Source organism: Sphingobium sp. FG11, from assembly GCF_057809915.1.
Genome location: NZ_JBMDKW010000001.1, coordinates 24,808 through 44,297, shown reverse-complemented (window position 1 = coordinate 44,297; position 19,490 = coordinate 24,808). Strand labels below are relative to the sequence as shown.

Genomic DNA, 19,490 nt, shown 5'->3' with positions numbered 1-19,490 from the left:
CGAGCGACTTTACGCCTTCTTCATCCGACATACAAAGCCTAGCGCGGCTGACCGGGCGGGACGTGGGACGAATATTGCGCTTTCCATCGCGTGGCGCTTTCACCTACATCCGGGGCATGACCGACTTTGCCGACCTGCTGAAAGCCGACAACGACCAAAGCGCCCATGCGATCCACCTTGTGGACGCGGAGGGCCTGAACAACTGGCTCAGCCGACAACCCGAGCAAAATCGCGCCATCGTCGCCGCCCAGAAATTCCAGGGGCGCGCCAATGAGTTCGCCATATTGCCGGGAGAGAAGCCCGCCGACTGGTCGGTGGTTGCAGGCGTGGCGAAGGTCGACAGCCTTGGCCCATGGTGCCTTGCGAAAATAGCCGAAGCCCTGCCGGAAGGCGCCTATCGGCTCATCGACTCGTCACCGGGCGCTGCGGCGCTGGGCTGGCTGACCGCGCAATATCGGTTCGACCGTTACCGCAAGGATGAGCAGCCGGCCGGTCCCCGCATCCTGCTCAGCCGGGATGCAGGCCGGATCGACTCCACGGTCCGGCTGGCCGAGGCGGTGGCGCTCGTACGGGACCTCGTCAACACGCCCGCCGCCGACATGGGACCACCCGATCTGGAGGCGGCCACGACCGGACTGGCCACGGCGTTCGGCGCGCAGGTCATAGTCACGCGCGGCGTCGAGCTGGAACAGGGGTATCCGATGCTCCACGCCGTCGGGAAGGCGGCGGATCGCGGCTTCGCACCACGACTGATCGAACTGCAATGGGGCGATCCGCAGCATCCGCGCGTCGCCATCATCGGCAAGGGCATCTGTTTCGATTCGGGCGGGCTGGACATCAAGCCATCGGCGGGCATGCGCCTGATGAAGAAGGATATGGGCGGCGCGGCGCATGCATTGGCGCTGGCGCGGCTGGTGATGGGCGCGCGGCTGCCGGTGCGGCTGCACCTGCTGATCCCGGCGGCCGAAAATGCGATCGCCGGTAACGCCTTTCGCCCCGGCGATATTCTGCAAAGCCGCAAGGGCGTCACGGTCGAGATCGGCAATACCGACGCCGAAGGACGGCTGGTGCTGGGCGATGCCCTGACCAAAGCGGGCGAGGATGCGCCCGAACTGATCGTCGATTTCGCGACGCTGACCGGCGCGGCGCGCGTCGCGTTGGGACCGGATCTGCCTGCGCTGTTCACCAATGACGATGCGCTGGCGGCGGAGATGGCGGCGGCGGGATCGACGGTAGACGATCCAAGCTGGCGGCTCCCGCTCTGGGACGGCTATGCCGATATGCTGAAGTCGGACGTAGCGGACATCAATAATGCGGGCGAAGGCGGTTTCGCTGGCGCCATCACCGCCGCTTTGTTCCTCCGTCGCTTCGTGCCCGACGGAACGCCGTGGCTTCACCTCGACACTTTCGCCTGGAGGCCCGCCGCCCGGCCCGGCCGTCCCAAGGGAGGGGATGCGCTGGGGTTGCGGTCCGTGTTCCATATGCTGCAAAACCGCTACCGGCCGCGCTGAACGAAAAGCTGCAAGTTTGGCGACCCGTTACGCAACCGGATTGGCCATGGCGCGTTTGGGGGATCATGAACGCGCAAGCCATAAAGGACGAGGGCGCCCAAACGGAGCGGCCGGGCCAGAAACCACTGAATCAGTGGATGCGCACATTGGTCGACTATGTCCGATCCGGAAAGCCCGACCTCACCAATCGCCAGATGGCGCTGATGATGACGGTTTATATCAGCGCCGGTCCCCATACCGTGCGTGGACTAGCGGAAGTGCTGAACGTTTCGAAGCCGGTCATCACCCGCGCGCTCAACAAACTTTCCGCGCTCGGCTATCTGCGCCGGGAGCGCGATGCGGCCGACCGCAGGAATATTTTCATCGCCCGGACCCCCAAAGGGGCGGAATTTCTTGACGCCTTTCACAATTTCATCGCAGGAACCGGCCGCGATGAAAGGCTCAATCCCTCCCGCGCGTAGCGCGCCCACCGAACGAACCCATTTCAGGCTGGAGGGACGCTCTGTTGCGCTGGACAGCCGCATCCACGCGGCGCGTGGTGATCTGGCCGATATATCCCTCGCCGGCATCCTCTTCTCCGCCCATTATGCGCGTGCGATCGAGCTGACCTGCGTGGCCAGCGGCGCGCCTGTGCTGGCCTCTCCCTCGGCGAACGCCGTCGCCGTCAGCGAGCTTTTGCGCGGCGAGAGCTTTCATGCCCTCGACATTACGACCCAATGGGCGTGGGGCTTTTGCGGCCATGATGGCTATGTCGGCTATATCCGCCGCGATGCGCTGGATACGCGCGAGACGCCGACCCATTATGTGATCGCAACCACCGCGCCACTGTTCAGTGCTCCCGATATCAAGACGTCGATCGTCGATTATTGGCCCATGGGCGCGCAATTTTCGGGCGAGGTCGCGGGCGATTTCATCGCGACGGGCGAGGGCTTTGTTCATCAGCGCCATGTCGCTGCGATCGGCACTCCGACGAGCGGGTTGCTGCAAAGAGACTGGGTCGCCGTTGCGGAGCAATATCTGGGGCAGCCCTATATCTGGGGCGGGCGCGGCCATCGCGGCATCGACTGTTCGGGTCTGGTGCAGGCGGCGCTTGGCCAGTGCGGCATTGCCGCGCCTCGCGACACCGACCTGCAACGGGACGGCATCGGCACGCCATTGGCGGCCGACGCGGCGCTGCGGCGGGGCGACCTGTTATTCTTCCCCGGCCATGTCGGGATCATGGTGGATGGCGATCGGCTGCTCCACGCCAATGCCCATTGGATGGCGGTAGTGATCGAGCCGCTGGCGGATGTCGTGGCGCGGCTGGCGGTCGATCATGCGGAGCCGATCGTCGCGCGGCGGAGACTGGGATCATGACGAGCCATATTTTCATCGACGGCGCGGTCGGCACGACCGGCATCGAAATCGCGGACCGGCTCGCGGATCGCGCGGAACTGTCGCTCATCATCCTCGATGAGAAGGACCGAAAGAACCCGATTGCCCGGAGGGCGGCGCTCAACGACGCCGATGTCGTCATCCTGTGCCTGCCCGACGATGCGGCGCGTGAGGCCGTGGCCCTGATCGACAATGATCGCACCCGCGTCATCGATGCATCGACCGCTCATCGGGTCGCCGATGGCTGGACCTATGGCTTTGCCGAACTGGAACCGGGGCACCGCGAACGGCTGGCCGCCGCGCGCTTCGTCGCCAATCCCGGCTGCTGGCCGACCGGCTTCCTTGCACTGGTGCGGCCGTTGGTGCTGGCCGGGCTGATCCCCGCCGATTTCCCGATCACGGTGTCGGGAGCATCGGGCTATTCGGGCGGCGGCAAGGCCATGATCGCGGAATATGAGGCGCCGGGCGGCGCGCCCACCGGCTTTCGCGCCTATGGCCTGGGTCTGGCGCACAAGCATGCGCCGGAAATGCTGCGCTATTCCGGCCTCTCAGTGCCACCGCTTTTCGCGCCCGCCGTCGCCACCGCCTATCGCGGGATGCTGGTGGAGGTGCCGCTGCACTTGCGCGCCCTGCCCGGCGCGCCTTCGGTGGCCGATATTCATTCGGCGCTGGCGGAAGCCTATGCAGGCTCCCCGATCGTCAGCGTGACGTCATTGGCGGACAGTGCCAGCATGGCTCAATTGCATATCGAACATGTCGGCGCCACCGATCGGCTGGCGCTGTTCGTGTTCGGCAATGAGGGGGCGGGTCAGGTCCGGCTGGTCGCCGCACTCGACAATCTGGGCAAGGGCGCGGCGGGCGCGGCGGTACAGAATCTCAACATCCTCGCCGGGCTGCCCGAGACCGCTAGCCTGAGGCTATAATGCCGTCCGTTCAGGGCTGATCGACATTCAGAGGATGACGAGCCGAAAATGGCGGTTTTCCGTGACCCGGAGCGCACCCTACGCAAAGTAGGTGAGCACCGGAAGCGCGGAAAATCGACATTTGCAGGCCGTCAGGACTGAATGTCGATTGTCCGCTTAGTGGACGGTGCCGAGCGGATGGTCGTAAGCGAGCAGCACGATCAGCCGCTCAATCTGTCGCCAGTGACAAAAATGGATGTGATTGCCCAGGTCCCTGCTGCGGTCGGCGCGGGCGGCGGCCTCATAGCCAGCATTGTCCCCGAAATGGGCGATCAATTCGGCGGCATCTTCGAAGCTCTGACGGCCCGACAGATATGGCAGTTGCATGGAACCCCCTGATTTTTGCGACCTTTATTATTGGGATACTCCATTCAATCGGCATGCCAGTTATGCCTTTCGGCGCTTTGCAGCCCCCTGCGAAGGTAAAGTAGCCGTTAGCCAAGTCCCATCCCGGCACAGGCGTATCGTGACGAGACGGTCCGTCCTGCAACGGGACAGGAACAAGCGACTGGCCTTGGCGCGACGGCCGTGGCAAGGATCCGCGATGAACAGCCCAAGACAATCGCCGCCCACGGGCGCTGGCGCCATCATCGCCTTCCTGATCCTGGCCGGCGCGATCGGCGGCGGGATGCTGGGACAGCCGAGCGCCGGGCTGCTGGCGGGGGCCGGCATCGGCATCCTGATCGCGGTCATCCTCTGGCTACGCGAACGCGGCCGATAAGCGCGCGACCTTGCCGGTCCGCCATTGCGAGCATAAGGGAGGAACATGAAAAAGCATCTGATCGCGTTCAGCCTGATCCTTCTCCTGCTCGGCGGCGGCGTCCTCTTCTATCTGTCGCGCGGTGACACGGCCCAATTGCCCGTAGGGGCCGACGTGGGACGCGAGCCGTCGTTCACCGAACCACGCAGCGAAATCATCCCGACGATCAATGTCGCGGATGCGCGGCCGTGGAAGGCGGGCGAACATCCCACGCCGGCGAAGGGTCTGGCCGTCAGCCGCCTCGCCGACGGGCTGGCGCATCCGCGTTCGCTGCTGCGCCTGCCCAATGGCGATATATTGGTGGCGGAAACCAACAGCCCGCCCCGACCCACAAGTGGCATCGTCAACCGGGTCATGAATTATCTGATGGACAAGGCGGGCGCCGGTGTCCCGTCCCCCGACCGCATAACCCTGTTGCGTGACGCGGACGGCGATGGCCGCGCGGAGCTGAAAAGCGCGTTCCTGACGGGTCTGCATTCGCCCTATGGCATGGCGCTGGTGGGTGACACGCTCTATGTCGCGAATACCGATGCGTTGATGGCCTATCCCTACAAGGCGGACGATACCAGGATCACCGCCAGGGGCCGCAAGATCCTGAACCTGCCCGCGCAGGGCCCCAATATGCACTGGACGCGCAGCCTCGTCGCCGGGCCGTCCGGCCTGCTCTATGTCGGCGTCGGCGCCAACAGCAATATCGGCGAGAACGGGCTGGAGCTTGAGGAAAATCGCGCCAATGTGCTGGAAGTGAACCCCAAGACCGGCGATTACCGCATTTACGCGAGCGGCATGCGGAACCCTGTCGGCCTGGCGTTCGAGCCGGAAAGCGGCGTGCTGTGGGGCGTCGTCAACGAACGCGACGGGCTGGGCAGCGACCTGGTTCCCGATTATCTCACGCGCGTCGAATTTGGCGGCTTTTATGGCTGGCCCTGGAATTATTGGGGCGGGTATGAGGACCGCCGGGTCCAGCCGCAGCGTCCCGAAATCCGCGAATATACCAAGCGGCCCGATTATGCGCTGGGCAATCATGTTGCCCCGCTGGGCCTGAGTTTCGCCACCGGCGCGAAGCTCGGCGATTCATTCCGCAACGGCGCGTTCGTCGGTCTGCATGGCAGCTGGAACCGCAAGCCGGCGGCAGGCTATAAGGTGGTGTTCGTGCCCTTCGAGGATAATGGCGAGGTCGGCAAAGCCAAGCCTGCCGATGTCCTGACCGGCTTTCTGGATAGCAAGGGCGACGCACGCGGTCGCCCGGTCGATGTTGGAATCGACGCGGCGGGCGCCCTTCTCGTCAGCGACGATGTCGGCGGAGTCATCTGGCGGGTCACGCCGACGCGCTGAGGCTGGATCAGAGCGGCAGTCCGTTTCGTCCCGCCAGTTCGACCACATATTGCCACGCGACCCGGCCCGAACGGCTGCCGCGCTGCGTCGCCCACTGAATCGCCTGCAACGGGTCGAACGCGAGGCCAAGGCTGGCGGCATAGCCGGCGACGATATCGACATAGGCCTGCTGGTCCATCGCATGGAAGCCAAGGCTCAGTCCGAAGCGATCGGACAGCGCCATCTTGTCATCCACGACGTCGCGCGGATTGACCGGATCATCCTGCTCCGACAAATGGCGCGGCACGATATGCCGGCGGTTCGACGTCACATAGAGGCGGACATTGGCCGGCCGCGCCGCCGTTCCGCCCTGAAGCAGCGACCGCAGCGCGCGCGCATCGCCGACGCCCTCGTCAAATCCCAGGTCGTCCAGAAACAGGATGAAAGGCCGCTTGGTCGCGCGCAGCAGCGTGAAGAGGCGGGGCAGGCTCGCCAGTTCGTCGATCGCGCATTGCAGCAGGGCAATATCGGTGCCCTCCCCCTGCAATGTGCCGACCACGGAGGCGACGCTGGCGGACTTGCCGGTGCCGCGCGCGCCCCAGAGCAGGACGTCATGTGCGGCGTGGCCCGCGGCATGCCGCCGCGTATTTTCGAGCAATGCCGATTTCTGCGCGTCGATGCCCGACAGGAGCGCATAGTCCACCGGATCGAAATCCTCGACCCCGGCGATGGCGGCCCCGTCCCACACATAGGCGCGCGAAGCGCCGAGGTCGGCGGACGGCAGTGGCGGCGGCGCGAGCCGGTCCAGCGCGTCGGCAATGCGGATCAGGACGGGGTCGGTCATCGACTGCGCTTAGCTCTCGCAGGCGTTAGCGGCAAGCGACGCCTATGTTCTTTTACAGTGGAGCAAGGTGCGGCTATAGCGCCATGACCGTGACCCAGACCCTTGACACCATCATCCAACCCTATGATCCCGGCGCCTTGCGGGACGCGGTGCGACGCATCCATGCGGGCGAGCCGGTCGCCGTACCGAGCGAAACCGTCTATGGCCTCGCCGCCGACGCGACCGACAGCCGCGCGGTCGCCGCCATCTATACGGCGAAAGGCCGGCCGACCTTCAATCCGCTGATCGTGCATGTGGCCGATCGCGCCATGGCCCGACGGCTGGCTGATTTCTCGCCACTGGCAGATACGCTCGCGGACCGCTTCTGGCCGGGACCGCTGACGCTCGTCATTCCCGTGCGGGCGGATAGCGGCCTCTCGCCGCTCGTCACCGCCGGCCTTCCAACCGTCGCGCTGCGCATGCCAGCACATCCCGTCATGCGCGCGCTGATCGAAGCGAGCGACCGGCCGCTGGCAGCCCCCTCGGCCAATCGCAGCGGATCGATCAGCCCGACCAGCGCCGCTCATGTGCGTGCCAGCCTCGATGGCAGGATCGGCATGATTCTGGACGGCGGGCCTTCTGCCGAAGGTCTGGAATCCACGATCGTCGCGCCGGAAAGCGACCATCTGCGCCTGCTGCGTCCCGGCCCGGTGACGACCGCGATGCTGGAGGAAGCGACCGGCGTTCCGGTGCTGGAGAGCGCGCATGACAAGCGGATCGAAGCGCCGGGGCAACTCGAAAGCCATTATGCGCCCGCAAAGCCGCTCCGCCTCCAGGCTATCACGGCGCAGGCGGGGGAATATCTGATCGGCTTTGGCTCGATGCCCTGCGACCTCAACCTCAGTCCCACCGGCGATTTGCAGGAAGCGGCGGCCACTCTGTTCGCGGCCCTGCATATCGCCGATGCGAGCGACGCCATTTGCATCGCGGTGGCTCCGATCCCGCATGAAGGGATCGGCGTGGCAATCAACGACAGACTGGCCCGCGCCGCAGCCTGATCCGTTCAACAGTCGCCATAGCCGGCGTCACGGCAGCGGCGCTGGCGATCCTTTTCCGCCTGCTTGCGCGCTTTGCCGTCGCGAGCCTCCTGCTTGCGCATCTTGCGGCCATAATTGCGGTCCGCCTCATCCTGGCTGGTCGTCGCCCAATCCGCCGCCTGCGACCCCGCCCGCACCGGGGCCGTTACGACACTGGCCACGGTCCTGACGCATCCGGGCAGAGCCAGCATCAACAACGGCGCGGCGATCAGATAGCTCTTGTTCATTCGTCCATTCCCCCATGCTTACATCGATGCATGCATGGCATGGCCGATATGAACCTCACCCTACGGCGCGCCCGCAAAATAGCCATCAGCTTGCGATGCGTTCGGAAAAACCCTTGCGCAATTTGGCGAGTTTGGGCGGGATGACGGCCATGCAATAGGGGTTGCGATCGCCGACCCGATCCCAATATTTCTGGTGATAATCCTCGGCCGGATACCAGGGAGCGTCCGGCTCGATACTGGTTACGATCGGACGGGCATGGTCGGGGGCAGCGCGGACAATGGCCGCTTCCGCAGCCTCGGTCTGCTCGGGCGAATGGGGAAAGATGGCGGAACGATATTGCGTACCGACATCGTTACCCTGGCGATTGAGCGTCGTCGGATCATGCGTCGCAAAGAAAATATCGAGCAGGTCGCCATAGGAAATGACATCGGGATCGAAGGCGACCCGAATCGCTTCCGCATGGCCGGTACTGCCGGCGCAAACCTGCTCATAGGTGGGATCGGGGACAGCACCGCCAAGATAGCCGCTCTCGACCGACGTGACGCCTTTCAGATTCTGATAGACCGCTTCGGTGCACCAGAAGCAGCCACCGGCCAGCGTCGCGATTTCCTGCGCCATCGATCATCCCTCATGCCTTGGAACCGCCAAGATAGGAAGGATCAGGCCGGCATTCCAGTCTCGGCGGGGCGGGCGGCCGCTTTCGCCTTCTCCTCGGCGACCAGTTCCTTGCGCGATAATTTGCCGACCAGCGTCTTGGGCAGATTGAGCCGGATTTCGACCTCGCACACCTTCTCATGCTTGCCCAGTTGCGGGTTTAGCCAATCCTTGAGGGCAGCGCCATCGACCACCGCTCCTTCCTGAAGCGTCACGAAAGCCTTCGGGCATTCGCCGCGATAATGGTCAGCGACGCCGATGACGAGCGCTTCCTTGACGGCGGAATGATGATAGAGGATCGCCTCGATCTGGCTCGGAAACACCTTGAACCCGCCCACGGCGATCATGTCCTTCAGCCGGTCGACGATCTTCACATAGCCGTCCGCGTCGATCAGGCCGACGTCGCCGGTGCGCAGCCATCCATCGACAAAGACCTCCCGGTCGGCATCAGGCCGCTGCCAATAGCCCTTCATGATCTGCGGCCCGGCAAAAACCAGCTCGCCCGGTTCGCCTTCGGGCGCCGGGCGCGTCGGGTCCTCGCGATCGACCAGCCGCACATGCGTGCCGGGGACGGGCTGGCCGACCGTGCCGCTCTTGTTCAGCCCTTCATAGGGGTTGGAGCAGACCACCGGACTGGTCTCGGTCAGGCCATAGCCTTCGACCAGCTTCGCGCCGGTCACGGCCTCGAACCGCTGCTTGACCTCCAGCGGCAGCGGCGCGCCGCCGGAAATACAGACGCGCAGCGATGAAAAGTCGATATTCGCGGTCGCGGGATGGTCCAGCAATGCCTGATACATGGTCGGCACGCCCGGCAGCGATGTCGCCTTCGTCCGCTGGATCGCGGCGAGCACCTGAACCGCTTCGAACCGGGGCAGCATCACCATCTCGCCGCCGCTCAGCACCGTCCGGTTGAGGGTGCAGGTATTGGCGAATACATGGAAGAAGGGAAGCACGGCGATGATCCGATCCTCCATCTCCACATGCGGGTCCATCATGCGGATCTGGCGGGCATTGGCCGTGAGATTCTGATGGGAAAGCATCGCCCCCTTTGGCGTCCCCGTGGTGCCGCCGGTATATTGCAGCAGGGCGATGTCGTTTTCCGGGTCGATCTCGACCGGGGCGGGATCGTCACCATGATGGGCCAGCTTGGCAAAGCTGGTGATGCGCGGATCATGCGGCACCGCCACGGTTTCGGCCCGCTTGAACAGGCGGTAGAGCAGCGACTTCGCCGGCGACAGCGCCTGCGCGACGCTGCCGACGACCAGCCGTTCCAGACTGCTATTGTTCAGCACCGCGATGGCGGTCGGCAGCAGAGCCTTGGCGGACAGCGTGAAGAGGATTTTCGTGCCGCTATCCTCGACCTGATGCTCCAGTTCGGCGGCGGTGTAGAGCGGCGAGAAATTGACCACCGTGGCGCCAGCCATCATCGCGCCATAATAGGCGGCCACATAATGGGGAACGTTGGGCAGATACAGGCCGACCCGGTCGCCCTTGCGCACGCCCATCGCCTGAAGCCCCTTCGCCACGCGGCGGATATGGGGCAGCATTTCGCCGTAGCTGATCTTGCGCCCCATGAAATCGATCATGATGGCGGCGGGCTTGGCCGTCGCGCTCCGCACCACCATGTCGACGACCGACAAGGGCGGAAATGTCTGATCCCATGGAACCGGGTGACTATAATGGGCCATCCACGGCTTTGCTTCGCTCTCCATCGGGAGAGTGTATGGCGCAGCTTTGCTTTACGCAAGCGTAAAGGAAGGTATCATACCGACTCCATCCGCGCGCCTCCAGCCGTCAGGCCGGAGACGCCGAACGATCAGACATGACCCTTGTTGTTACTGAAAGGATCGAGGATTTTCGCGGCCTCCGAGATCAGGTCGCCCCCGCTCAGCGCGGCTTCCTCGGCCCGACGCGCAGCCTCGTCGCGCTCGCGGCGCAGCTCTTCGATCAGCGCGGCGCGATCGCCGTCCAGACGCGAATCCGTGGGCGCTTCGATCCCCGCCTTCTTTGCCGCCTTGGCGACCAGTCCGTCCAGTTCCCGCTGCGAACACAGACCGAGCGTCACCGGGTCCTTGGGGGTGATGTTGGAGATGTTCCAGTGGCTGCGATCGCGGATCGCGGCGATGGTGGTGCGGGTGGTGCCGATCAGCTTGCCGATCGCGCCGTCCGAAATTTCGGGGTGATTGCGCAGGATCCAGGCGATGCCGTCGGGCTTGTCCTGCCGCTTGGAAACCGGCGTGTAGCGCGGCCCCTTGGTGCGACGGACAGGCTCGGGACCTTTGAGCATCTTAAGCCGGTAATCCGGATTCTGCTCGCCCTTGTGGATTTCCTCCATCGTGATTTCATGCGCGCGCACCGGATCGCGGCCGGTATATTTGGTCCCGGCGGTATCGTCGGCGATCGCCTGCACCTCCAGGATGTGAAGCCCGCAAAATTCCGCGATCTGGTCAAAGCTCAGCGCGCTATTGTCGACCAGCCAGCTGGCGGTCGCGTGGGGCATCAGGGGCTGGGACACGAGCATTCTCCGGCACGCAAAAATAATAAGGGCCGCCCAAGCAGGGCGGCCACGATGCGTCGGGGATAGTCCATGACGCCCGCCGGAGCAAGGAAAAGCGTCAGGCGGCGCTATCCAGGCTCTGCTGGTCGATGGCATGCAGGCCGGACAGGAACTCACGAGCGCTGCGTTCCCAGCTAAAGCTCCGGCCATAGGCAGCGCAAGCAGCGCGATCGCAGCGCAGGGCGGCGGCGATCGCCTCCTCCAGTTTCTCGGACAATGAACCGGCCTGCGGGGTCACGATATCCACTGGCCCCGTCACCGGGTAGGCCGCGACCGGCGTGCCGCAGGCCAGCGCCTCGATCATCACCAGCCCGAACGTATCCGTCCTGCTCGGAAAGACGAACACATCCGCGCCCGCATAAGCGCCCGCCAGCGCCGTGCCGAACAGGGGGCCGATGAAATGCGCGTCGGGATAAGCCCGCTCCAGCGCCGCGCGGGCCGGCCCATCGCCCACCACCACCTTCGATCCCGGATGGCTATTGGCGAGGAACGCCTCCAGATTCTTCTCCACCGCGATCCGGCCGACATAGAGCTGGATGGGCCGCTCAAGTGTCGAGAATAGATCGTGCGCGGCCGCCCCGGGCGTAAACGCGTCCAGATCCACACCCCTGCCCCATTCGCGCACCTGGGCGACACCATGCGCGCGAAGCTGCGCCATCACCGAGCGGGTGGAGACCAGAACCGCCTGCGCGGGTCCATGAAACCAGCGGATATAACGCCAGAACCACGCGGCGGGCAGCCCCGTGCGGCTCGCAACATAATCCGGGAAATGCGTGTGATAGGCGGTTGTGAAGGGCACTGCCGAACGCAGGCACCAGCGCCGCGCTGCAAGGCAAAGCGGCCCTTCGGTCGCGAGATGCACCGCATCGGGATGAAAGCCCGATATAGCCTCCCCAACGACGGCGGGCCGCACCAGTGCGAGGCGGATTTCAGGATAGGTGGGACAAGGGATCGAGCCGTAAAGATCCGGCGAAATCACCTTGACCGCATGCCCCAGCTTTTCCAGCTCATCCTTCATCGTCTGCAATGTGCGGACAACGCCGTTGACCTGTGGCAGCCAGGCGTCGGTGACGATCGCGATGCGCATGCCGGACGCCCCTAAGCTGCGATGCGTGCGGGTTCGACGCGCGCACGCGCCGCGATCTCGTCGGCCCAGTGCAGCACCTCCATCCGTCCGTCATAATGCTCGACCAGCGCGGTACAGCCTTCCACCCAGTCGCCGTCATTATAATAGGCGACGCCGCCGATTTCGCGCATTTCCGCATTATGGATATGGCCGCACACCACGCCATCCACGCCCCGCGCGCCCGCTTCATGCGCGACCACTTCCTCGAACCGGGAAATGAAGGACACGGCGTTCTTGACCTTATGCTTGGCCATTTTGGAGAGCGACCAATAGGGCAGCCCCATCCGCTGACGCACCGCATTGACCACGACGTTCAGCCGCATCAGCGCGCCATAGGCCGCGTCGCCGACAAAGGCGAGCCAGCGATGGGCGAGCATAATCGTATCGAACTCGTCGCCATGCAGCACCAGCAGCTTGCGCCCGTCCGCAGTCTGATGGATCGCCTTGCGCCGTATCTCGACCCCGCCAAAGCTCATGCCGGTGAACTGGCGGAACATCTCGTCATGATTGCCGGGGATATAGACGACGCGCGTGCCGCGACTGGCCCGCTTCATCACCCGCCAGACGACGTCATTATGTGTCGCCGGCCAGTAGAAGCGCTTTTTAAGGCGCCAGCCGTCGATGATGTCGCCGACCAGATACATGGTGTCGCTGTCGACGCTGTCCAGAAAATCGATCAGCATCCGCGCATTGCACCCGCGCGTGCCGAGGTGAATGTCGGAGATCCAGATGGTGCGATAGCGGCGGCGTTCGCCCTCTTCGCGTTCGGGAATATGCGGCCGTGCGGTGATGCTCTCCGCAATATCCGCCGCGAAAGGCAGGCGCATGATGGCATTCATGAATAAAGCCTCGGGCTATTGTCCTTTGAGGCCTCTAGTCGCTCTGTGTGACAACTCCGCGCCGAACATGACGGAAATACGACAGTTCGCGCCGTCCTTCCGTCACGGGATCAGCACGATCTTCCCGAAATGCTCGCCCGCATCCATCCGCGCATGCGCCTTGGCGGCGTCCGTCAGCGCGAACCTCTTGTCCATCGCCGGACGCAGCTTGCCCTTTTCGACAAAGGACCAGACGGTGCGGATCAGTTCGTCGGCGATCAGGCTCTTGAAGGCGACGGAGCGCGGCCGCAGGGTCGATCCCGTTAGCGTCAACCGCCGCGACATCAGCGCCGGCAGGAATATGGTCGCCTTCGGCCCACCGGACGTCGCGATCGAAACATGACGCCCATCGTCGGCAAGACATTCGATATTGCGCGGCACATAATCGCCGCCCACCATGTCGAGCGCCGCCTGGCACCCGCGTCCGCCGGTGATCCGCTTCACTTCCTCGACAAAATCCTGCGAGCGATAATTGATCGCGTGGCTCGCGCCCCACGCCTTGGCCGCCTCGCATTTTTCGTCGCTACCGCAAGTGACGATGATCGTGATATCGAACAACCGGCACAGCGTGATCGCCATGGTGCCGATGCCGCTCGTCCCGCCATGGACCAGCACGGTGTCGCCCTCTAGCACATAGGCCCGCTCGAACAGGTTGGTCCACACGGTGAACAGCGTCTCGGGCAGTGCCCCCGCTTCGACAAGGTCATAATCGTCCGGCACGGGCAGACACATGCCCGCAGACGCCACCGCATATTCCGCATAACCGCCGCCCGGCAGCAGGGCGCACACCCGTTGCCCGATCAGCATATCCGCACCCTGCCCGGCCGCGACGACCGTGCCGGAAACTTCCAGCCCCGGAATATCGGATGCGCCGGGCGGCGGCGGATATTTGCCCATGCGCTGCATGACATCGGGCCGGTTGATCCCGGCGGCCGCGACGCGGATCAGCACTTCATCGGCACCCGGCACCGGCATCGGCCGTCGTTCGGCCACCAGCGCTTCCGGCCCGCCCGGAACCGGGACGGCGATCGCCACCATGTCGTCCGGCAGTAGCCTGTCGTCAGTCGTCATGCCCGCCCCCGATTGTCGCTATGCTGCACCGCACCGAAAATCGACCGGCAAACATTTGTCCTTATTGACAGACTGCAAAGCAGGGTCAACATTGGCGCTATGGACATGGATAATGATCTGCCACGCAAGGCCGATGATCCGCTGGACCGGCTGGTGAAGCAGGATCTGGCGCCCCTGTCCGTAGCCGATCTGGAAGCGCGCATCATCAGCCTGGAAGGCGAAATAAAACGCACCAGATCGAAATTGGAAAGCGCCGTTAACCATAAGGCAAGTGCCGAGGCGTTATTCAGACGATGAACCCTCACCCCGCCCTTTGCGGTCCGCTCAAGGACTTCACCGGGCACGGGCAGTCTGGCAATTCCGGCGATCGGGACTCTGTCCTTGATCTGTTGTCGAGCAATGCCGACATATGGTTCCACACCGCCCCATTGCGGGCCAGGAGTTGAACGGACATGCCATCTTTCGCCACCGCCCTTGAAACCACCCTGCACAATGCGCTGACGCATGCGTCCGAACGCCGCCATGAATATGCGACGCTCGAACATCTGCTGCTCGCGCTGATCGACGACGAACATGCGTCGAAGGTCATGCAGGCTTGCGGCGTGGAACTGGGCGAACTGGCCGATGCCGTCACCCAGTATCTCGACAGCGAACTCGACAGTCTCAAGGTCGAGGGCGCCAGCGACCCTTCCCCCACCAGCGGTTTCCAGCGCGTCGTCCAGCGCGCCATCCTCCACGTCCAGTCCTCCGGCAAGGATGAGGTAACGGGCGCCAATGTCCTCGTCGCGCTCTTTTCCGAACGGGAAAGCTATGCCGTCTATTTCCTGCAGCAACAGGATATGAGCCGCCTCGATGCCGTCAGCTTCCTGAGCCACGGCGTCGGCAAGGGCACCCCCGCACCCGAACGTCAGGAGACCAAGGGCGCTGCCGAGGAGGAAAAGAAGGTGCAGGACGGCAAGGGGAAGAAAGACAGCGCGCTCGACCAGTTCACCGTCAACCTCAACGAAAAGGCGGCGCGCGGCAAGGTCGATCCGCTGATCGGCCGCGCTGCCGAGGTCGATCGCACCATTCAGATCCTGTGCCGCCGGTCGAAGAACAACCCGCTCTATGTGGGCGATCCGGGCGTGGGCAAGACCGCCATCGCGGAGGGCCTCGCGCGCAAGATCATTGAGGGCGAAGTGCCCGATGTGCTCAGGGAAGCGGTGATCTATTCGCTCGATATGGGCGCGTTGCTGGCTGGCACCCGCTATCGCGGCGATTTCGAGGAGCGGCTGAAAGCGGTCGTCACCGAACTGGAAAAGATGCCGCACGCGGTTCTTTTCATCGATGAAATCCATACCGTGATCGGCGCCGGCGCGACTAGCGGCGGGGCGATGGACGCATCCAATCTTTTGAAGCCTGCCCTGTCGGGCGGAACGATCCGCTGCATCGGTTCGACCACCTACAAGGAATTTCGCAACCATTTCGAAAAGGACCGGGCGCTGCTCCGGCGCTTCCAGAAGATCGACGTCAACGAACCGACGGTCGAGGATACGATCAAGATCCTCGCTGGCCTTCGCTCGGCGTTCGAAGAGCATCATCACGTCAAATATACGCCCGACGCGATCAAAGCGGCGGTCGAGCTATCGGCGCGCTACATCAACGACCGCAAGCTTCCCGACAAGGCGATCGACGTGATCGATGAAGTCGGCGCGATGCAGATGCTGGTCGTGCCGTCCAAGCGGAAAAAGACGATCACCCCCAAGGAGATCGAACAGGTCATCGCGACCATGGCCCGCATCCCGCCAAAGACGGTATCGTCCGACGACAAGAGCGTGCTGGAATCGCTGACGACCGACCTCAAGCGCGTCGTGTTTGGGCAGGACAAGGCGATCGAGGTGCTGTCGTCCGCGATCAAGCTATCGCGCGCTGGTCTGCGCGATCCCGACAAGCCGATCGGCAACTATCTCTTCTCCGGCCCCACCGGCGTCGGCAAGACGGAGGTGGCGCGCCAGCTCGCGACCCTGCTGGGCATCCCGCTCCAGCGGTTCGACATGTCCGAATATATGGAACGCCATTCGGTCAGCCGCCTGATCGGTGCGCCTCCAGGCTATGTCGGCTATGATCAGGGCGGTCTGCTCACGGACGCCGTCGATCAGCAGCCGCATAGTGTCCTGCTGCTGGACGAGATCGAAAAGGCGCATCCCGATCTGTTCAACATATTGTTGCAGGTCATGGATAATGGCCGCCTGACCGATCATCACGGCAAGACCGTCGATTTCCGCAACACCATCCTCATCATGACCACCAATGCCGGTGCATCGGACATGGCGAAGGAATCGATCGGCTTTGGCGAACTGACCCGCGAGGATGTGCAGGAGGATGCGGTGAAGAAACTCTTCACCCCCGAATTCCGCAACCGCCTCGATGCGATCGTGCCCTTCGGCTATTTGCCGCCGGAAATCGTCGCCCGCGTGATCGACAAGTTCGTGCTTCAGCTGGAGCTGCAACTGGCCGATCGCGACGTCCACATCACACTGGACGAAGAGGCCAAGGCCTGGCTCACCAAGAAAGGCTATGACAAGCTGTATGGCGCCCGCCCGATGGGTCGGCTCATGCAGGAAAAGATCAAGCAGCCACTCGCTGAGGAGCTGTTGTTCGGCAAGCTCGTCCATGGCGGCGAGGTCCATGTCAGGATGAAGGACGAAGCGCTCGCCTTCGAAATCACCCCCGCCGCGCCGAAAAAGGGCAAGCGGGGCGGCAAGGCCAAAACCGACGAACGGGCGAAATAAGGACACCCTGTCGTTGCAGCTTCAAGATGAAAAGGGAGGAGGACGGCTGCCCGACGGCGTCGTCCTCCTCCATGGTTTTGGCGGCGCGCCCATACAGATGGGGCTATTGGGACAGCGGCTGCGACGTGCGGGTTACGCCATCCTCAACCCACATTATCTATCCTGGCACTCGCCGGTGGATAAAATCGTAGATGATCTGACGCCCAAAATCGCGCGCTTCGCCGATCAGGTTTCAAGCATCCATTTCGTCGGCCACTCCATGGGCGGCCTTATCGCGCGTGCTGCGATCGCGCGGCAACGGCCCGATAATCTCGGCCATGTCGTGACCCTGGGCACGCCCCATGGCGGCAGCGAACTGGCCGACCTTCTCTATCGTCTGCGCCTACACGGCCCCTTTCTCAATCGCGCGGGACGGCTCCTGCGCACGGCGCGCAAGCCGGGCGTCACGGCGTTGCTTGGCGCGATCGACTATCCCCTGGGAGTCATCGCCGGCGACCGTCCCTTGGGTGGCCCGTTCGCCAGCCTCTTCTTTACCCAGCCCCATGACGGACTGGTCAGCGTCGCCGCGACCCATGCGGACGGTCAGACCGATCATCTTGTCATGCATGTCGAACATATGACGATGATCTACAGAGCCGCCGTGGCCCGCCAGATCCTCCATTTCCTTGCCAATGGGGCGTTCCAGCGCCCGAACCGACCATAGGATTAACCTCGCACCGCGCGAATAGGCAAAAAGGGCTGGCTCCCGCAGGCTCGATATGATCGGATCGCAGATCAACGACCGACCGAGGAGCAACCCGCATGGCCGATAGCATCATTTTCTACCATAACCCCATGTCGCGGGGTCAGATCGTCCGCTGGATGCTGGAAGAAGTCGGCGTAGATTACCAGGTCGTCATACTGAACGCCGTCGGCATGAAGTCACCCGACTATCTGGCGATCAATCCGATGGGCAAGGTGCCCGCGATCGTCCACCATGGCCACGTCGTCACCGAATGCGCCGCGATCTGCGCCTATCTCGCGGATGCCTTTCCATCCGCCAATCTTGCTCCGGCGCTCGATGACCGCAGCGCTTATTATCGGTGGCTGTTCTTCGCTGCGGGGCCGGTCGAAGCCGCCGTCACGAACAGGGCGCTTGGCTTTGAAATCCCAGAGGGTCGCGAATCCATGGCAGGCTATGGCAATTTCGAACGAGCCATCGCGACGCTCGAACACTCCGTGTCCGGAACGGGCTGGATATGCGGGGATCAATTCACTGCGGCGGACATATATGTCGGTTCACAGGTCGATTTTGGTCTGGCGTTCCAGTCGATCCCCGCCACCCCGACCCTTGAGGCTTATGCGGCTCGCCTCGGCGCCAGACCGGCCTATCAACGCCAGAAAGCGTTGGACGCCGCTCTTATTGAGGAAATGCAGCAGCCCGGCTGATCGCCAGTCACAAAAAAAGCCGGCGGTGCGCCGGCTTTTTTTGTTATTTCCCGCTTGCTCAGTTGCGGCTGTTACCCATGAAGCGCAGCAGGAACATGAACATGTTGATGAAGTCGAGATAGAGGTTCAGCGCCCCCATCACCACCGACTTGCCCATCATATCGGTGCCCGCGACATAGGCATAGATGCCCTTGATCTTCTGCGTGTCATAGGCGGTCAGTCCCGCGAACAACAACACGCCGATGAAGCTGATCATCAGGTTCATCGCGCTGGATTTGAGGAAGAGGTTGATAAGGCTCGCCACCAGCAGGCCCACGACGCCCATGATAAGGAAGGTGCCGAAACCCGACAGGTCCTTCTTCGTCGTATAACCGAACAGGCTCAACCCGGCAAAAGCCGCCGCCGTTGCGAAAAAGGTCTGCGCGATCGACGTGCCCGTGTAGACGAGGAAAATGGACGACAGGGACAGGCCCATCACCGCGGCATAAGCCCAGAACAGGGCCTGCGCGGTAAAGGTCGACATCCGCTGGATTCCGAAACTCAGCGCCATCACAAATCCGAGGGGCGCGAACATGATGATATATTTGAGGATACCGGGACCAGCCAGCACCTGATAGGCGAGACCGCTGGACGCGAACAGCATCGCGACAAGGCCCGTCAGCAACACGCCGCTTGCCATATAATTATAGACTGACAGCATATAGCTGTGCAGGCCAGCGTCGAACGCCTCGCCGCGCGCTACGCTCGCGCCACCGAAGCCGGCAATATCGGAACGGGGGTCGGACCAGTTGGCCATGGAAACATCTCCTTTACCGGCATGATTTCCCGGCATCACCATTATCGTGGACTCTGTCTCGCAATTCAAGCGCTGGTGTGAAGGGCCAGCAACCACGCTCAACAGCCGCCCGGCTATCCTGATGCGTCCTGCTCTTGCTT

Annotated in this window: 21 protein-coding genes; 11 read left to right on the top strand and 10 right to left on the bottom strand. The window is 63.4% G+C overall.

Going from position 1 to position 19,490, the window contains the following annotated elements:
- The first annotated feature begins 116 nt into the window (after positions 1-116).
- From ACODSN_RS00250 to argC, 4 genes are all read left to right on the top strand, one after another.
- Complete coding sequence (locus ACODSN_RS00250; protein ID WP_489052591.1) at positions 117-1,511, top strand: leucyl aminopeptidase family protein; 1,395 nt, start codon at positions 117-119, stop codon at positions 1,509-1,511.
- A 65-nt stretch (positions 1,512-1,576) separates the two neighbouring features.
- Complete coding sequence (locus ACODSN_RS00245; RefSeq protein WP_489052217.1) at positions 1,577-1,972, top strand: MarR family transcriptional regulator; 396 nt, start codon at positions 1,577-1,579, stop codon at positions 1,970-1,972.
- Positions 1,944-2,867, top strand: a complete 924-nt coding sequence (locus ACODSN_RS00240; protein WP_489052216.1) for a C40 family peptidase — start codon at positions 1,944-1,946, stop codon at positions 2,865-2,867. Before ACODSN_RS00245 ends, ACODSN_RS00240 begins: the two co-directional genes overlap by 29 nt.
- Positions 2,864-3,808: an N-acetyl-gamma-glutamyl-phosphate reductase gene (argC, locus tag ACODSN_RS00235; protein WP_489052214.1), complete on the top strand. Its 945-nt coding sequence runs from the start codon at positions 2,864-2,866 to the stop codon at positions 3,806-3,808. Before ACODSN_RS00240 ends, argC begins: the two co-directional genes overlap by 4 nt.
- A gap of 156 nt (positions 3,809-3,964) precedes the next feature.
- On the opposite strand, the gene ACODSN_RS00230 is transcribed toward argC, so the two are convergent.
- Positions 3,965-4,174 (bottom strand): hypothetical protein, encoded by a 210-nt coding sequence (locus ACODSN_RS00230; RefSeq protein WP_489052213.1) that lies wholly within the window; start codon positions 4,172-4,174, stop codon positions 3,965-3,967.
- A 217-nt stretch (positions 4,175-4,391) separates the two neighbouring features.
- Between ACODSN_RS00230 and ACODSN_RS00225 the strand changes: the two genes are divergently transcribed.
- Positions 4,392-4,568, top strand: a complete 177-nt coding sequence (locus tag ACODSN_RS00225; protein ID WP_489052212.1) for a hypothetical protein — start codon at positions 4,392-4,394, stop codon at positions 4,566-4,568.
- Positions 4,569-4,613: 45 nt separating this feature from the next.
- On the top strand, positions 4,614-5,942 hold the full coding sequence (locus ACODSN_RS00220) for a PQQ-dependent sugar dehydrogenase (RefSeq protein WP_489052210.1): 1,329 nt from the start codon (positions 4,614-4,616) through the stop codon (positions 5,940-5,942).
- A gap of 7 nt (positions 5,943-5,949) precedes the next feature.
- Here ACODSN_RS00220 and ACODSN_RS00215 read toward each other — a convergent pair whose 3' ends face one another.
- The gene (locus ACODSN_RS00215; protein ID WP_489052209.1) at positions 5,950-6,765 is read right to left on the bottom strand and encodes an ATP-binding protein; all 816 of its coding nucleotides are present in this window, start codon (positions 6,763-6,765) and stop codon (positions 5,950-5,952) included.
- Between the two features lie 83 nt (positions 6,766-6,848).
- On the opposite strand from ACODSN_RS00215, the gene ACODSN_RS00210 reads away from it, so the two are divergent.
- On the top strand, positions 6,849-7,802 hold the full coding sequence (locus tag ACODSN_RS00210) for an L-threonylcarbamoyladenylate synthase (protein ID WP_489052208.1): 954 nt from the start codon (positions 6,849-6,851) through the stop codon (positions 7,800-7,802).
- Between the two features lie 5 nt (positions 7,803-7,807).
- Here ACODSN_RS00210 and ACODSN_RS00205 read toward each other — a convergent pair whose 3' ends face one another.
- From ACODSN_RS00205 to ACODSN_RS00175, 7 genes are all read right to left on the bottom strand, one after another.
- Positions 7,808-8,068: a hypothetical protein gene (locus ACODSN_RS00205; RefSeq protein WP_489052206.1), complete on the bottom strand. Its 261-nt coding sequence runs from the start codon at positions 8,066-8,068 to the stop codon at positions 7,808-7,810.
- An 85-nt stretch (positions 8,069-8,153) separates the two neighbouring features.
- A complete protein-coding gene (gene msrA, locus ACODSN_RS00200) occupies positions 8,154-8,687 on the bottom strand; it encodes a peptide-methionine (S)-S-oxide reductase MsrA (protein WP_489052205.1) in 534 nt (177 codons plus the stop codon).
- Positions 8,688-8,728: 41 nt separating this feature from the next.
- The gene (locus tag ACODSN_RS00195) at positions 8,729-10,435 is read right to left on the bottom strand and encodes a long-chain-fatty-acid--CoA ligase (protein WP_489052203.1); all 1,707 of its coding nucleotides are present in this window, start codon (positions 10,433-10,435) and stop codon (positions 8,729-8,731) included.
- A 104-nt stretch (positions 10,436-10,539) separates the two neighbouring features.
- Positions 10,540-11,223, bottom strand: coding sequence for a DUF1013 domain-containing protein (locus ACODSN_RS00190; RefSeq protein WP_489052589.1), 684 nt, complete (start codon positions 11,221-11,223; stop codon positions 10,540-10,542).
- A gap of 115 nt (positions 11,224-11,338) precedes the next feature.
- Complete coding sequence (locus tag ACODSN_RS00185) at positions 11,339-12,367, bottom strand: glycosyltransferase family 4 protein (protein ID WP_489052201.1); 1,029 nt, start codon at positions 12,365-12,367, stop codon at positions 11,339-11,341.
- Between the two features lie 11 nt (positions 12,368-12,378).
- Positions 12,379-13,245, bottom strand: a complete 867-nt coding sequence (locus ACODSN_RS00180) for a UDP-2,3-diacylglucosamine diphosphatase (protein ID WP_489052200.1) — start codon at positions 13,243-13,245, stop codon at positions 12,379-12,381.
- A 102-nt stretch (positions 13,246-13,347) separates the two neighbouring features.
- Positions 13,348-14,355: an NAD(P)H-quinone oxidoreductase gene (locus ACODSN_RS00175; RefSeq protein ID WP_489052198.1), complete on the bottom strand. Its 1,008-nt coding sequence runs from the start codon at positions 14,353-14,355 to the stop codon at positions 13,348-13,350.
- A gap of 99 nt (positions 14,356-14,454) precedes the next feature.
- Here ACODSN_RS00175 and ACODSN_RS00170 point away from each other — a divergent pair, with 99 nt between their 5' ends.
- The 4 genes from ACODSN_RS00170 (at position 14,455) to ACODSN_RS00155 (ending at position 18,554) form a co-directional block, all read left to right on the top strand.
- Positions 14,455-14,652, top strand: a complete 198-nt coding sequence (locus ACODSN_RS00170; RefSeq protein ID WP_489052197.1) for a DUF1192 domain-containing protein — start codon at positions 14,455-14,457, stop codon at positions 14,650-14,652.
- Between the two features lie 155 nt (positions 14,653-14,807).
- Positions 14,808-17,126 (top strand): ATP-dependent Clp protease ATP-binding subunit ClpA, encoded by a 2,319-nt coding sequence (gene clpA, locus ACODSN_RS00165; RefSeq protein ID WP_489052195.1) that lies wholly within the window; start codon positions 14,808-14,810, stop codon positions 17,124-17,126.
- Positions 17,127-17,139: 13 nt separating this feature from the next.
- A complete protein-coding gene (locus ACODSN_RS00160) occupies positions 17,140-17,829 on the top strand; it encodes an alpha/beta fold hydrolase (RefSeq protein ID WP_489052193.1) in 690 nt (229 codons plus the stop codon).
- 98 nt (positions 17,830-17,927) lie between these two features.
- Positions 17,928-18,554 (top strand): glutathione S-transferase family protein, encoded by a 627-nt coding sequence (locus ACODSN_RS00155; RefSeq protein ID WP_489052191.1) that lies wholly within the window; start codon positions 17,928-17,930, stop codon positions 18,552-18,554.
- A 58-nt stretch (positions 18,555-18,612) separates the two neighbouring features.
- Here the strand turns inward: ACODSN_RS00155 and ACODSN_RS00150 are convergent, their stop codons facing one another.
- On the bottom strand, positions 18,613-19,350 hold the full coding sequence (locus ACODSN_RS00150) for a Bax inhibitor-1/YccA family protein (protein WP_489052190.1): 738 nt from the start codon (positions 19,348-19,350) through the stop codon (positions 18,613-18,615).
- Positions 19,351-19,490 lie beyond the last annotated feature (140 nt).

Coding starts and splice junctions, on each gene's coding strand:
- ACODSN_RS00205 (WP_489052206.1), bottom strand. CDS start 8,068: ATGAACAAGAGCTATCTGATCGCCGCGCCGTTGTTGATGCTGGCTCTG.
- ACODSN_RS00250 (WP_489052591.1), top strand. CDS start 117: ATGACCGACTTTGCCGACCTGCTGAAAGCCGACAACGACCAAAGCGCC.
- ACODSN_RS00225 (WP_489052212.1), top strand. CDS start 4,392: ATGAACAGCCCAAGACAATCGCCGCCCACGGGCGCTGGCGCCATCATC.
- ACODSN_RS00240 (WP_489052216.1), top strand. CDS start 1,944: ATGAAAGGCTCAATCCCTCCCGCGCGTAGCGCGCCCACCGAACGAACC.
- ACODSN_RS00220 (WP_489052210.1), top strand. CDS start 4,614: ATGAAAAAGCATCTGATCGCGTTCAGCCTGATCCTTCTCCTGCTCGGC.
- ACODSN_RS00170 (WP_489052197.1), top strand. CDS start 14,455: ATGGACATGGATAATGATCTGCCACGCAAGGCCGATGATCCGCTGGAC.
- ACODSN_RS00175 (WP_489052198.1), bottom strand. CDS start 14,355: ATGACGACTGACGACAGGCTACTGCCGGACGACATGGTGGCGATCGCC.
- clpA (WP_489052195.1), top strand. CDS start 14,808: ATGCCATCTTTCGCCACCGCCCTTGAAACCACCCTGCACAATGCGCTG.
- ACODSN_RS00155 (WP_489052191.1), top strand. CDS start 17,928: ATGGCCGATAGCATCATTTTCTACCATAACCCCATGTCGCGGGGTCAG.
- ACODSN_RS00180 (WP_489052200.1), bottom strand. CDS start 13,245: ATGAATGCCATCATGCGCCTGCCTTTCGCGGCGGATATTGCGGAGAGC.
- ACODSN_RS00150 (WP_489052190.1), bottom strand. CDS start 19,350: ATGGCCAACTGGTCCGACCCCCGTTCCGATATTGCCGGCTTCGGTGGC.
- ACODSN_RS00190 (WP_489052589.1), bottom strand. CDS start 11,223: ATGCCCCACGCGACCGCCAGCTGGCTGGTCGACAATAGCGCGCTGAGC.
- ACODSN_RS00195 (WP_489052203.1), bottom strand. CDS start 10,435: ATGGAGAGCGAAGCAAAGCCGTGGATGGCCCATTATAGTCACCCGGTT.
- msrA (WP_489052205.1), bottom strand. CDS start 8,687: ATGGCGCAGGAAATCGCGACGCTGGCCGGTGGCTGCTTCTGGTGCACC.
- ACODSN_RS00245 (WP_489052217.1), top strand. CDS start 1,577: ATGAACGCGCAAGCCATAAAGGACGAGGGCGCCCAAACGGAGCGGCCG.
- ACODSN_RS00210 (WP_489052208.1), top strand. CDS start 6,849: ATGACCGTGACCCAGACCCTTGACACCATCATCCAACCCTATGATCCC.
- ACODSN_RS00185 (WP_489052201.1), bottom strand. CDS start 12,367: ATGCGCATCGCGATCGTCACCGACGCCTGGCTGCCACAGGTCAACGGC.
- argC (WP_489052214.1), top strand. CDS start 2,864: ATGACGAGCCATATTTTCATCGACGGCGCGGTCGGCACGACCGGCATC.
- ACODSN_RS00215 (WP_489052209.1), bottom strand. CDS start 6,765: ATGACCGACCCCGTCCTGATCCGCATTGCCGACGCGCTGGACCGGCTC.
- ACODSN_RS00230 (WP_489052213.1), bottom strand. CDS start 4,174: ATGCAACTGCCATATCTGTCGGGCCGTCAGAGCTTCGAAGATGCCGCC.